The following is a 10,865-nucleotide window of genomic DNA, read 5'->3' on the forward strand; positions in this document are numbered from 1 at the left end:
CTGCAGTCCTTTGCTCTACCCGAAAGCTAGTCAGGACGGCCCAATCCAACCGGCCAGCCGTGAGGCCGCCTGGGAGCGAGCCAAAGCCCGGGCCGCGGGCAGGGCCGGCTCCAGCTTTGCTGAGCTGAAGGGCGGCAGTTGGCGACTGCGCAACCAAGCCCCCCAGCGGAACTCATGGAAGGGAATCAAAGGCGCCGAGGTGATCACCTTCTCGCGCTTCAACTTCCAGACCAGGCTGCGGTAGGGATCGTCCTGGGTTCCCAGCAGCGTGGGGGGTAAGACCGACGGATGCTGGGGCCCCAGGCCGCGACCGTCATAGAGGTAGAGCCATCCCCGGCGCTGCAATTCAGCCAGGACCACCGCGGGATCGGCGCTGTCCACCTCCAGCGCCACATAGCCGAAGGCCGTGGCCTGGGGATCCAGCTCAAGCAGGGCGCGCAGGCGATGGTGACGATCCACCATCCAGAGCTCACCGGCGGCTGAGCGCACCAGCGGCGTGGGTTTGCGCTTTAAGTACTGACGCTGCTCTTTGGGGTCATCCTCAGCAAAATCCCTTTGGCGGCTGACGATCTCCGCCATGCCCACGCAGAGCTGAGTCGGATGCAGATCCTGAATCGGAACCTCGAGCAGCGCGTTCTTTCCGCCCTTCGGGGGTGGCAAGGGATGAAACGGAGGCAAACGCAGGGCCATGGACCGAACCTAAACCGGGTTTTTCAACTGCTGCTGTCACTCTTGGCCGTTTTTTGTGTCGGCGTGAACAGTGCCTGGGCTGCGGATTCAACCAGCTGCCACACCCTCACGGATCCCCAAGTAGCCGCTCTATTTGACCGCTGGAATGCGGCCCTGGCCACTGGGGATCCCGCCCAGGTCAGCGCCCTCTACCGCCCGGATGCGCTGCTGCTGCCCACCCTCTCGAACCAGGCACGCACCACGACGGCGGGAATCGAGGACTATTTCAAGGGCTTCCTGAGCAAACACCCCACCGGCCGCATTGATGAGCGGGTGATCCAAAGCGACTGCAACGTGGCCATCGACGCCGGCAACTACAGCTTTGAACTGGACGGTCAGGGCTGGGTTCGGGCCCGTTACACCTTTGTCTACGCCTACCAGGATGGAGCCTGGAGCATCGAGCACCACCACTCCTCGCTGCTTCCCTAGGCCGCGGCCTTGAGCATGTGCCGCAGTTCGCCCTTCGGGAATTCCGTCAGGGCGGAGGGCGAGGGGACCGGGGTGGACTTCAGCCGTGCTCCCTCTTGGTGCTCACGGATGGTGAGGCCATAAATCTCGAGGAAGAAATCGCGATCAGCCACCGAGCCCGTCAAACCACAAAGGCGGTAGAGCTCACGCAGAGGAGTCCAGGGCCGGTCCAGGACGAGGCTGTTCAGCTGATGCAGACGAAAACGTCTCAGGGCCTTGAGCGGTGGTTCACCGCAATGGCTATGGAAGAGGTTCTGCAGGGTGCGAACACTGACGTGAACATGGGACGCCAGATCCGGCATCCGCAGATCGCTGGCGTAATGCTCAGCGACATACAAGGCCAATGCGCGCATCACCGCCGCGTCGGCTGGATCCATCGCTCGCTGTTGAACAGAGCGCTCCAACCGAGGGGGAGTAAAAACTGCGAGAGGAAGTTAAGGGAGCCGGCTATCCCAAGAGGGCGAATATCACGGAATCCTGCGCACCATGCAAAACCTGCATAACGCTCAGCGTGAACGGCCTCGAGCGGCGACGGTTGTCGGGGCCAACAAGCAGTGGGGTGCGCCGCGCCAGCGCCGCTGGCGGCGGCGCTGCAGCCAGGTCAACAGCAGCCGCAGGGCAATGAAGCCGTAGAGGCCAAGCAACACCAAGCTCGCGGCATCTTTGGAGCTCGCCATGACCAGGGTCAACGCGCAACCCCGTCATCCAAGCGGCGCCTGATCACCCGTCAATCGGCATTTGTGCCGAGCTTCAGGCGACCTTCACCCCCTTCCAGAACGCCACCCGTTCGCTGATTTCTGCGGCGGCGGGCTTGGGGGTCTCATAGCTCCAGGCGCAGTTGGCATTGACCTCACCATTGACCACCACATCCCAGTAGCGGGCGGTGCCCTTCCAACCGCAGCTGCTGGTGTGGCTGCTGTCGCGGAAGAACTCCTGCTTCAAAGCCGCCCGGGGGAAATAAGGGTTGCCCTCCACCACGACGATGTCGTCGCTCTCGGCGATGACGGTTCCGTTCCAGCTGGCTTGCATGCTTGAGGGGATGCCACTGCCGCCATGATCTCGCCTGAGCCAAGCAAGTCGGGGCCCCGCTGGTTTGTCAGCGGAGATCTGGATGGGTTTCTCGGCCTGAGCCTGGACAACCTGATCCAAATCCTGCTGATCCTGGGGCTCTGCCGCGGGGTGCTGGGTTACCCCGATGCCCTGGTCTTTGGAACCATCCTTCCCGCCACCGGCATCAGCCTGTTGATCGGCAATGGTGCCTACGCCCTGCAGGCCTACCGGCTGGCGCAACGGGAGGGACGCAGCGACCGGACGGCCCTGCCCTACGGCATCAACACCGTCAGCCTCTTCGCCTACATCTTTCTGGTGATGCTGCCGGTGAAACTCACCGCCCTGGGCCAGGGGCTGGATGAGGCCAGCGCCGTCCGCCTCTCCTGGCAGGCGGGCCTGGTGGCCTGCCTGGGCTCGGGCTTGATCGAGGCCTGCGGCGCCTTCTGCGCAGGCTGGCTGCGGCGTTGGCTGCCCCGGGCCGCCCTGCTCTCCACCCTGGCGGGGATTGCCTTGGGCTACATCGCCCTGGGCTTTTTGCTGCGCACCTATGCCCAACCGCTGGTGGGTCTGGCGGTGCTGGCGGTGATCCTGGCGACTTACTACGGCAAGGTCCGCTTCCCGATTCCAGGCGGCCTGCTGGCGGTGCTGGTGGGCAGCGCCCTGGCCTGGAGCAGTGGACTGATTGACGCCAACCCGGAGCGCTGGGCCCAGGAGGCCGCCCAGATCGGTTGGCGCTCGCCCCAGCTGCAGCTCGGGAGCCTCTGGGATGCCCGCGGCCAACTGCTGCCCTGGCTCGGGGTGATTGTTCCGATGGGGCTGTTCAACGTGCTCGGTTCACTGCAGAACATCGAGAGCGCGGAGGCCGCCGGCGATCGCTACCCCGTACGCAGCTCACTGTTGATCAATGGCCTGGGAACCATGGTCGCCGCTGGCCTGGGCTCCTGCTTTCCCACCACGATCTACATCGGCCATCCCGGCTGGAAGGGGATGGGGGCCCGCATTGGCTACTCCTGGCTGAACGGCCTGCTGATGGGCGCGGCCTGCCTGTTGGGGCTGTTTGGCGTGGTGGGCCAGATCGTGCCGATCGAAGCCGGGATGGCGATCGTGCTCTACATCGGCCTGGTGATCACGGCCCAGGCCTTTGAGGCCACACCCCGCGCCCATGCGCCAGCGGTCGCCCTGGGGCTGATGCCGGGCCTGGCGGGATGGGGGGCCCTGCTGATCAAGGCGGGGCTCCGCGCCGGTGGAGCCGGCAGTGCCGAGACCCCCTTTGGCCCTGGCTTGCTGGAGGGGCTGCAACAGGCCGATGTCTGGGCTGCGGGTGCCTTTGCCCTGGAGCAGGGCCAGATCATCACCGCCATGCTCCTAGCGGCGATGGTCGTCTACGCGATCGAGCAGCGCTTCAAGGCCGCCTGCCTGGCGGCCCTGGTGGCCGCCGCCTGCTCCTGGTTTGGCGTGATCCACGCCTGGCAATTCAGCGCCAGCGACACCACCCTGCAATTGGGCTGGGGCGTGGGCGCAGCCTGGGCCCAGGGTTATCTGGCGATGGCCGCGGTCTTTGCCGCCGCCAGCCTCAAGGGCCGCCTCACCAGAAACGGCTCATGATCTCCAGCCGCGCGACCCCCAGCGGTGCCGGCACCGGGTCGGGGCCCGCGGGCAGGGCCTGCACCGCAAAGACATAGGTGTCAGCCCAGGTGGGATTCAGCGGCGGGCGCAGGGCCAGGGTCACCTCCTGACCGGGTTGCGGCGGCTCCGGGAAGACCGCCCGCAGCGTGCGCGTGGCCTGATCAAAGGTGGCCTCCACTGGCACGGCAGCACCCTCCCGCCGGGGGCGACCGATGAAGGCATGGGCACGCTGGGGCGCCAAGGAGAAGTTGCGATCGACCCCGCGGATCTGGGTGATCACCAAGCCCCCCAGTCCGGCCCCGGCGTTCTCCGCCAGGGTGACGGTGAAGTAGTACTCCCCCTGGGCCTGGTTGACGTACCAGTAGTAGTTGGTGAAATCCACCTTCCAGGGTGGATTGGTGAAATAGGTCTGGCCCCGCAGCTCCAGGGCCGCCGCGGGCTCAGGCCGGATGCCGTCGGCCGCTGCACCAAGCAACAAACCAAGCGCCGTGCAGGCGGCGGCCGATGACGCTCTCCAGGCGGCCATAGCTGCATTGGTGTGGATGGTTGAACGCTAGCCAGCGTTTTTGAGAGCAGTTGATATCTTCAAAGCACTGCAGCGCACCTCGATGAACCGGGCTGAACTCGATGCCATCGAACTGATGCTGCGGGACCTCAACACCCGCCACGAAGAGATCCGCCACCGGGCGGCCTTCCGCGGCTGCACCCGCGAACTGGTCACCCTGCAGCAGGAACTGGTGCAGTACCTGATGGCCAAGAAGGCCCAGATCAGCGGCCGCTAATTCCGCCTAGGCCTCAACGAGAAAGGGAACGGGGTTCTGATCGCGGCGGTGCTGCACCGGCAGCGCTTCCGCTTGGGCGTTGCCATCGAGGGCGGCGGTGGTCTCCAGGGCGGCGCGCAGCAGGCGGCCGGCATGCAGGGACATGTCCCGCGGCACCGAGATCCGATCGCGCAGGTAACGCAGACCCGCGGCCGTGCCGGCGGGTGGAGTGATCGCGCCGTTGGCCGGCTTCAACAGCAGGGTCAGGGCCGCGCGCAGTGCCTGATCAAAAGCCGCTGAGGGGGCGGGATTGATCGCCAGCAAGCGCTCGCGGTGGCGCAGCACCCGGGCCACGGCCTCAAGGGCGGCCCCCTCGGGCGCCGGCTGGCGGGTCTCGATCACGGCCGGATCCTCCACGGGCCAGGGACCCTGGTCGATCAGCTCAGCGACGCGGCGTTGCTCGGCCGTGCCGCTGGCCAAGCAGCAACCCATCTGCGGCGGCAGGTCATGGGCATGGGTGTGGAAATCGCTCTGGGTACCCAGGTAGGTGCGGCGCTGCTCCAGCGCCGTGAACCAGCGGTCGATGGCCGGGTGCTGCTGGCGAATCCCGTAGCCCTTGTAGTAGGCGAGGGAGGCGTTCATCCGCTCGAGGTAGGGGATGAAGATCACATCGGCACTGCTGAAGCGCTCGAGGAAAAACGGACCAGGGGTGGCCTCCAGGGCCTCCTCCACCAGGGTCGCGATCCGGGCGAAGTGCTGTTCAGCCGGAGCGCTGTGCGCCCCTTGGCCCTCGCAGTAGCAGAGCCATTGGCACCAGGCGCGAAACAGGCGGCGCTCCAACTGCCGCAGGGGGAAGACATCGGGATCACTCAGGCCAGCCTCCAGCGGCCCAAAGGCATCCTCCAGGGCCTGAAGGATCACATCGCTCTCGGTGTAGAGACGCCCGTCGAGCTCCAGGGCCGGCAGCATTCCCGAGGGGACAACCTGCTTGTACCAGCGCTCCTTCTCGCCGTAGCAGAACATCGTCACCTTGCGGATCCGGTAGGGGATCCGCTTCTCCTCCAGCCAGAGCCAGACCTTCTGGCAATAGGGACACCAGGCGTGGTGATCGCGATAGAGGGTGACGCGCACCTCCGATTCCGGCCGGCCGAACAGCCTCAGCCGCGCCTGGGCGTTGGTGGGACCCTCCTGACGCAGCTGCAGCAGTTGCTCTTCGCTCTGCAGGGGCAGCAGCTCAGCCAGGTCCTCCCAGCTCAATGCTTGCGGGCCCGGGGAGCTGAACATCAACGGGAGGGCGGGACGGCCTTCTGTTTTAGGGAATCAAAGCGGCAGCGCGGGTGCCTCTAGGCAACACTTGGGGCAAGCAAGGGCGAGGGCATGAGCGACCACTTCGATCTGATCGTGATCGGCGCAGGCTCAGGCGGACTGGCCGCCGCCAAGCGCGCCGCCTCCTATGGCGCCCGCGTGGCCATCGTTGAAGGGGATCGGGTCGGCGGCACCTGCGTGATCCGCGGCTGCGTTCCCAAAAAGCTGATGGTCTACGGATCCGCCGTTCGCCACCAACTCAGCGATGCCGCCAGCTACGGCTGGAGCCTGGGCGAGGTGAGCCATGACAGCAGCGTCCTGCTCAGCAAGGTGCGCGCCGAGGTGGATCGCCTCAACCAACTGCACATTGGCTTCCTGGAGAAGGCTGGCGTTGAGCTGGTGCGCGGCTGGGGCCGTCTCGCCGACGACCGCAGCGTCAGCGTCCAGGACAGCAGCGGGAAGGAGACCCGGCGGCTGAGCGCCGAGCGAATCCTGATCGCCGTGGGGGGACGCCCCCATCGCCCGCAGATCCCGGGCGCCGAGCTGGGCTGGATCTCGGACGACCTGTTTGAACTCGAGCAGTTCCCCAAGCAGGTGGTCGTGGTCGGCGCCGGCTTCATCGCCTGTGAGTTCGCCTGCATCCTCAATGGCCTGGGGGTCCAGGTGACCCAACTGGTGCGCGGCGATCACCTGCTGCGGGGCTTCGATCGGGAGTGCGGCCAGGCCGTGCTGGAGGCGATGGAGGCCGAGGGCATCACGGTGCGCCTCGCCCACAGCCCCGCCGCCATCGAAGGCGAACCGGGGGCGCTGACGGTGGTCACCCAAAGCGGCGAGCGCATCGCCTGCAACGGCGTGCTGCTGGCCACGGGCCGCCGCCCCTTCCTGGCGGGCCTCAACCTCGAAGCCGCTGGGGTGGCGATGGAAGGCCATCGCATTCCAGTCGACGCGGATCAGCGCACCAACGTGCCCCACATCTACGCCGTGGGAGACGTCACCGACCGGGTCAACCTCACCCCGGTCGCCATTGATGAGGGCCGGGCCCTGGCCGACAGCATCTGGGGGAACAAGCCGCGCCAGGTGGACCACGACCTGGTGGCGGCGGCGGTCTTCTCCCAGCCGGAGCTCTCCAGCGTTGGCCTCAGCGAAGAGGCCGCGGTCGAGCGCTACGGCAAGGACGGCATCAAGGTCCATCGGGCCCGCTTCCGTCCCATGAGCCAGGCCCTACCGGCCCGTGATCCCAAGGTGCTGCTCAAGCTGGTGCTCGAGGCCGGCAGCGGCAAGGTGCTGGGCTGCCACATGGTGGGCGAGCACGCGGCCGAGATCATTCAGATGGCGGCCATCGCCATCGGCATGGGAGCGACCAAGGCGGATTTCGATCGCACCATGGCGCTGCATCCGACGATCTCAGAGGAGTTCGTCACGCTGCCCAACTAAGGCCATGCGCACACTCTTGATCAGCGGCGCCAGCCGCGGCATCGGCCGGGCCATGGCCGAGCGGCTCCTGAGCGATGGCCATCGCCTGAGCCTGGGCCTGCGCAACCCAGGCGACCTCAAGGGCAGCCCCCTCGACCCCGAGCAGGCCGGCGCCGAGCGCGTGCTGCTGCACCCCTATGACGCGGCCGAACCCACGAGCGCCGAGGCCTGGGTGCAGGCGACGCTGGAGCACTTCGGAGCGCTCGACAGCGTCATCCACTGCGCTGGGATCTTCTCGCGGGTGCCGCTGGTGTTTGAGAGCGGCCAGGAGCAGGAGATCCAGCGGCTGTTCGACGTCAACGTGATGGGGCCCTGGTGGCTGACCCGGGCCGCCTGGCCGCAGCTCCAAGCCCATGGCTCCGGCCGCGTCGTCGTGCTGGTCTCGATGAGCGGCAAACGCACCAAGGGCCGCCTGGCGGCCTACAGCACCAGCAAGTTCGCCTTGATGGGGCTCTGCCAGACCATGCGCAATGAGGGCTGGGAGAGCGGGATCCGGGTGACGGCGGTCTGCCCGAGTTGGGTCAACACCGACATGGCCGCCGCGGTGAAGGCCCTGCCCCCTGAGCAGATGACCCAGAGCGAAGACCTGGCCGCCCTCACCAGCCAGCTGCTGGAGCAACCCAACAGCTGCGTGCCCTTTGAGCTGGCGGTGAACTGCAACCTCGAGGCCTAGCGCTCGAACTTGTACTGACGGGTCAGCTGGAAGACCGTGCCGCTCAGCAGCAGCAGGGAGATCAGGTTGGGGATCGCCATCAGGCCGTTCAGGATGTCGGCGACGGTCCAGATCAGATCAAAGCTGGCCACTGAGCCCAAGACCACCACGGCAACCCAGACCAGACGGAAGGGCTTGATGCCCTTCACACCCACCAGGAATTCGAGGCAACGCTCGCTGTAGTAGCCCCAGCCCAGGATGGTCGTGGCGGTGAAGAAGACCGTGCCGAAGGTCACCAGCCAGGCACCACCGGGCAGACCCCAGTCAAAGGCGGCCATGGTCAAGGCAACGCCCTGGGGAGCCGTTGCCCCTTCCATGGGCAGCCAGGCACCGCTGATGACGATCACCAGGGCGGTCATCGTGCAAACAATGATCGTGTCGATAAAGGTGCCGAGCATCGCGACGGAGCCCTGCAGCACCGGATCACCGGGCTTGGCCGCCGCCTGGGCGATCGGCGCGGTCCCCAGGCCTGCTTCGTTAGAGAACACGCCGCGGGCGATCCCCTTCTGGATCATCACGCCGATGGCACCACCGGCCACGGCCTGGGCCGAGAAGGCGTCTTGGATGATCAGCGCCAGGGCCGCGGGAATCTCACCCAGGTGAGCCAAGAGAATCGTCAGGGCGCCGCCGACGTAGACGATGGCCATGAACGGCACGACCGCCGAGGCCACCCGTCCAATCCGTTCGATGCCGCCGATGATCACAGCAAAGGTGATCGCAGCAAAGACCACACCGGTCACCAGAGGCGGAATCCCAAGACTCACGTTCAAGGCCTTGGCCAGCTCATGGGCCTGAACGCCATTGCCGATGCCAAAGCCGGCGAGGGTGCCAAAGAGCGCAAACAGAACGGCCAGCCAACCCCAGCCGCGGCCAAGGCCATTGCGGATCACGTACATCGGACCGCCAACGTGCTCGCCCAGCTCATCCACCTCGCGGTGATGCACCGCCAGCAGCGACTCGGCGTACTTGGTGGCCATGCCCACCAGGGCAATCAGCCACATCCAGAAGACCGCGCCCGGACCACCAACGCCAATGGCACCGGCGACACCGGCAACGTTTCCGGTGCCGATCGTCGCTGCCAGGGCTGTCATCAACGACTGGAAGGCCGTGACATCACCCTCGCCGTCGGACTGACGAATCGAGGCCCAGGTCTGCCGCACGGCATAGCCGATCCGGCGGAGGGGCATGAAGCCGAGGCCCACCATCAGGTAGAGCCCCGTCAGGCCGATCAACCAGAGGGTGTAGGGCCCCCACACCACTGAGTTGATCTGATTGAGCAGATCCTGCATCCGATCCCGCCGGTCAAACCTGGCGGGATCGTGTCACATCTGCTGGCGTTCAGCTATTGGCGTTGAGGGCTTCGAAACGGAAGACCTGACGACCGGCCGGGGTGTCACCAAAGGCCTCGGTTTCCACCACCCGCTCGCTCAGCACCCAGGGACCCTCACCGGCCAGGGGAACAAAGGTGTCGGTGAAACGGCTCTTGCCGCCGCGGGCCTCGCCGCTGGCGGGATCGGCGTACTGGCTGGTGTAGCTGTGGCTGAGGTAGCCGCTGCCGGTGTCGGTGGTGCTCTCGGTGAAGATCGTCACCACGGTGCCGTGGATGTGGCGGTGCACCATCGTCACCACGTCGTCCTTGATCCGGTAGCGGTCGCCGGCGTTCTTACCGCCGACGATCACCTCGGTCCCAACCGCATCGGTCTCGCCGGCGGTGAAGGTGTTCTCGCCGTGGGTCTGCTCGAAGCTGCGGCGCACGCGGTGGATGCAGACCTCCCAGAGCTGGGAGGCGATCGCCTTATGGATCTCCTCGTTCTCGATGCCCTCCACCTGGGCCTTCAGATCAGCGCCCACCTTGAAGCTGCCTTCGACGCGCTGGTCCTCCTGCTCCCAGATGCAGCGGCCGCTGTAGCCACCAAAGCCAGGAGCCCAGGTGTAGCGGTTCTCATAGGCCGCCCGGAAGGCAGCCGTGCAGTCGGAACCAGAGCTAACCGGGGCAGAGCTAGGGGCGACGGTCACGGATACGCATTCAGCAAGGAACCAGCGTAGGGGGATGAAGCGATCGGTGATTTCACGGACGACGTTGCTCCAGACAGCCCATAGCGTGGAAGCCATGGGAGCAGGAACCAATGCTTCTGCGAAACAGAACTAAGATGAACTGGTGATCCGCTCGTTTCGATGCGCAGACACCGAGCGACTAGCGCAGGGATGGGCGATCCCCCGCTTTCAGGCCTTCGAACGGGTGGCCCGGCGCAAGCTTCGCCAGCTGGACATTGCCTCGCGCCTGGAGGATCTGCGCATTCCCCCCGGCAATCGACTGGAAGCACTGCGCGGCGACCGAGCTGGAGAACACAGCATCCGGATCAACGACCAATTCCGCCTTTGCTTTGTTTGGTCAGATTCCGGCCCTGAAGCCGTTGAGATCGTTGATTACCACTGATGACTTCCAAAGATCGCCTAAGCCCCATTACCCCAGGTGAACTGCTCGTTGAGGAGTTTCTGGTTCCGCTTGGGGTCAGCCAGTACCGACTGTCGAAGGCCATCAAGGTGCCGGCATCCAGGATCAGCGAAATCGTCTCCGGTCAGCGATCGATCAGTGCGGATACCGACCTGCGACTCTGCCGCTTCCTGGGCCTCAGTCCCGGGTACTGGCTTCGTGCTCAAGCCGCCTACGACACAGAGATTGCCGGAGCGGAGCTCGCTGAGGAGATCGCCAAGATTCAGCCCTTGGTGAGCAGCTGAGT

The 10,865-nt window shown here is 65.8% G+C and carries 15 protein-coding genes; 7 read left to right on the plus strand and 8 right to left on the minus strand.

Annotated features, from left to right (window positions below; translation table 11 throughout):
- Positions 1 to 30: 30 nt before the first annotated feature.
- A complete protein-coding gene (locus QZ186_RS01115) occupies positions 31 to 690 on the minus strand; it encodes a ParB-like protein (RefSeq protein ID WP_010317746.1) in 660 nt (219 codons plus the stop codon).
- 42 nt (positions 691 to 732) lie between these two features.
- On the opposite strand from QZ186_RS01115, the gene QZ186_RS01120 reads away from it, so the two are divergent.
- Positions 733 to 1,158: an SgcJ/EcaC family oxidoreductase gene (locus tag QZ186_RS01120; protein WP_247478909.1), complete on the plus strand. Its 426-nt coding sequence runs from the start codon at positions 733 to 735 to the stop codon at positions 1,156 to 1,158.
- On the opposite strand, the gene QZ186_RS01125 is transcribed toward QZ186_RS01120, so the two are convergent.
- From QZ186_RS01125 to QZ186_RS01135, 3 genes are all read right to left on the minus strand, one after another.
- The gene (locus QZ186_RS01125; RefSeq protein ID WP_247478910.1) at positions 1,155 to 1,574 is read right to left on the minus strand and encodes a helix-turn-helix domain-containing protein; all 420 of its coding nucleotides are present in this window, start codon (positions 1,572 to 1,574) and stop codon (positions 1,155 to 1,157) included. The genes QZ186_RS01120 and QZ186_RS01125 overlap by 4 nt on opposite strands.
- A gap of 129 nt (positions 1,575 to 1,703) precedes the next feature.
- Entirely contained in the window at positions 1,704 to 1,874 is a 171-nt protein-coding gene (locus QZ186_RS01130; protein ID WP_156797969.1) for a hypothetical protein, read from the minus strand.
- Positions 1,875 to 1,947: 73 nt separating this feature from the next.
- Complete coding sequence (locus QZ186_RS01135; RefSeq protein ID WP_247478913.1) at positions 1,948 to 2,226, minus strand: DUF427 domain-containing protein; 279 nt, start codon at positions 2,224 to 2,226, stop codon at positions 1,948 to 1,950.
- Between the two features lie 24 nt (positions 2,227 to 2,250).
- Between QZ186_RS01135 and QZ186_RS01140 the strand changes: the two genes are divergently transcribed.
- Positions 2,251 to 3,852 (plus strand): NCS2 family permease, encoded by a 1,602-nt coding sequence (locus QZ186_RS01140; protein ID WP_296415243.1) that lies wholly within the window; start codon positions 2,251 to 2,253, stop codon positions 3,850 to 3,852.
- On the opposite strand, the gene QZ186_RS01145 is transcribed toward QZ186_RS01140, so the two are convergent.
- On the minus strand, positions 3,833 to 4,399 hold the full coding sequence (locus QZ186_RS01145) for a DUF2808 domain-containing protein (RefSeq protein WP_010317740.1): 567 nt from the start codon (positions 4,397 to 4,399) through the stop codon (positions 3,833 to 3,835). The genes QZ186_RS01140 and QZ186_RS01145 overlap by 20 nt on opposite strands.
- Positions 4,400 to 4,481: 82 nt before the next feature.
- Between QZ186_RS01145 and QZ186_RS01150 the strand changes: the two genes are divergently transcribed.
- Positions 4,482 to 4,655, plus strand: coding sequence for a hypothetical protein (locus tag QZ186_RS01150; RefSeq protein ID WP_010317739.1), 174 nt, complete (start codon positions 4,482 to 4,484; stop codon positions 4,653 to 4,655).
- A gap of 6 nt (positions 4,656 to 4,661) precedes the next feature.
- Here QZ186_RS01150 and QZ186_RS01155 read toward each other — a convergent pair whose 3' ends face one another.
- The gene (locus QZ186_RS01155) at positions 4,662 to 5,918 is read right to left on the minus strand and encodes a glutathione S-transferase family protein (RefSeq protein WP_029626378.1); all 1,257 of its coding nucleotides are present in this window, start codon (positions 5,916 to 5,918) and stop codon (positions 4,662 to 4,664) included.
- 93 nt (positions 5,919 to 6,011) lie between these two features.
- Here QZ186_RS01155 and gorA point away from each other — a divergent pair, with 93 nt between their 5' ends.
- Both gorA and QZ186_RS01165 read left to right on the plus strand, forming a co-directional pair.
- Positions 6,012 to 7,373 carry a glutathione-disulfide reductase gene (gene gorA / locus QZ186_RS01160; RefSeq protein WP_296415244.1) on the plus strand — a complete coding sequence of 454 codons (1,362 nt, stop codon included), beginning with the start codon at positions 6,012 to 6,014 and terminating at the stop codon, positions 7,371 to 7,373.
- A gap of 4 nt (positions 7,374 to 7,377) precedes the next feature.
- Positions 7,378 to 8,085, plus strand: a complete 708-nt coding sequence (locus QZ186_RS01165) for an SDR family NAD(P)-dependent oxidoreductase (protein ID WP_296415245.1) — start codon at positions 7,378 to 7,380, stop codon at positions 8,083 to 8,085.
- Here the strand turns inward: QZ186_RS01165 and QZ186_RS01170 are convergent.
- Together QZ186_RS01170 and QZ186_RS01175 are read right to left on the minus strand one after the other, a co-directional pair.
- Positions 8,082 to 9,413 (minus strand): sodium:alanine symporter family protein, encoded by a 1,332-nt coding sequence (locus QZ186_RS01170; protein WP_247478920.1) that lies wholly within the window; start codon positions 9,411 to 9,413, stop codon positions 8,082 to 8,084. The two genes, QZ186_RS01165 and QZ186_RS01170, sit on opposite strands and share 4 nt — an antisense overlap.
- 49 nt (positions 9,414 to 9,462) lie before the next feature.
- On the minus strand, positions 9,463 to 10,140 hold the full coding sequence (locus tag QZ186_RS01175; RefSeq protein ID WP_247478921.1) for a DUF3386 domain-containing protein: 678 nt from the start codon (positions 10,138 to 10,140) through the stop codon (positions 9,463 to 9,465).
- A gap of 142 nt (positions 10,141 to 10,282) precedes the next feature.
- Here QZ186_RS01175 and QZ186_RS01180 point away from each other — a divergent pair, with 142 nt between their 5' ends.
- Entirely contained in the window at positions 10,283 to 10,561 is a 279-nt protein-coding gene (locus QZ186_RS01180) for a type II toxin-antitoxin system RelE/ParE family toxin (RefSeq protein ID WP_296415248.1), read from the plus strand.
- The gene (locus QZ186_RS01185; protein WP_296415249.1) at positions 10,561 to 10,863 is read left to right on the plus strand and encodes a HigA family addiction module antitoxin; all 303 of its coding nucleotides are present in this window, start codon (positions 10,561 to 10,563) and stop codon (positions 10,861 to 10,863) included. The genes QZ186_RS01180 and QZ186_RS01185 overlap by 1 nt, the downstream gene beginning before the upstream one ends.
- The last annotated feature ends 2 nt before the right edge of the window (positions 10,864 to 10,865 follow it).

It is taken from the genome of Vulcanococcus sp. DEBay_Sum29NL08_54, assembly GCF_017859255.1.
In the GTDB taxonomy this organism is placed as follows: Bacteria; Cyanobacteriota; Cyanobacteriia; order PCC-6307; family Cyanobiaceae; genus Vulcanococcus.

Bases quoted from the DNA above. Each gene is read 5' to 3' on its own strand.
- QZ186_RS01185 (WP_296415249.1), top strand. From the start codon at position 10,561: ATGACTTCCAAAGATCGCCTAAGCCCCATTACCCCAGGTGAACTGCTC.
- QZ186_RS01150 (WP_010317739.1), top strand. From the start codon at position 4,482: ATGAACCGGGCTGAACTCGATGCCATCGAACTGATGCTGCGGGACCTC.
- QZ186_RS01115 (WP_010317746.1), bottom strand. From the start codon at position 690: ATGGCCCTGCGTTTGCCTCCGTTTCATCCCTTGCCACCCCCGAAGGGC.
- gorA (WP_296415244.1), top strand. From the start codon at position 6,012: ATGAGCGACCACTTCGATCTGATCGTGATCGGCGCAGGCTCAGGCGGA.
- QZ186_RS01145 (WP_010317740.1), bottom strand. From the start codon at position 4,399: ATGGCCGCCTGGAGAGCGTCATCGGCCGCCGCCTGCACGGCGCTTGGT.
- QZ186_RS01170 (WP_247478920.1), bottom strand. From the start codon at position 9,413: ATGCAGGATCTGCTCAATCAGATCAACTCAGTGGTGTGGGGGCCCTAC.
- QZ186_RS01135 (WP_247478913.1), bottom strand. From the start codon at position 2,226: ATGCAAGCCAGCTGGAACGGAACCGTCATCGCCGAGAGCGACGACATC.
- QZ186_RS01130 (WP_156797969.1), bottom strand. From the start codon at position 1,874: ATGGCGAGCTCCAAAGATGCCGCGAGCTTGGTGTTGCTTGGCCTCTAC.
- QZ186_RS01140 (WP_296415243.1), top strand. From the start codon at position 2,251: ATGATCTCGCCTGAGCCAAGCAAGTCGGGGCCCCGCTGGTTTGTCAGC.
- QZ186_RS01165 (WP_296415245.1), top strand. From the start codon at position 7,378: ATGCGCACACTCTTGATCAGCGGCGCCAGCCGCGGCATCGGCCGGGCC.
- QZ186_RS01155 (WP_029626378.1), bottom strand. From the start codon at position 5,918: ATGTTCAGCTCCCCGGGCCCGCAAGCATTGAGCTGGGAGGACCTGGCT.
- QZ186_RS01125 (WP_247478910.1), bottom strand. From the start codon at position 1,574: ATGGATCCAGCCGACGCGGCGGTGATGCGCGCATTGGCCTTGTATGTC.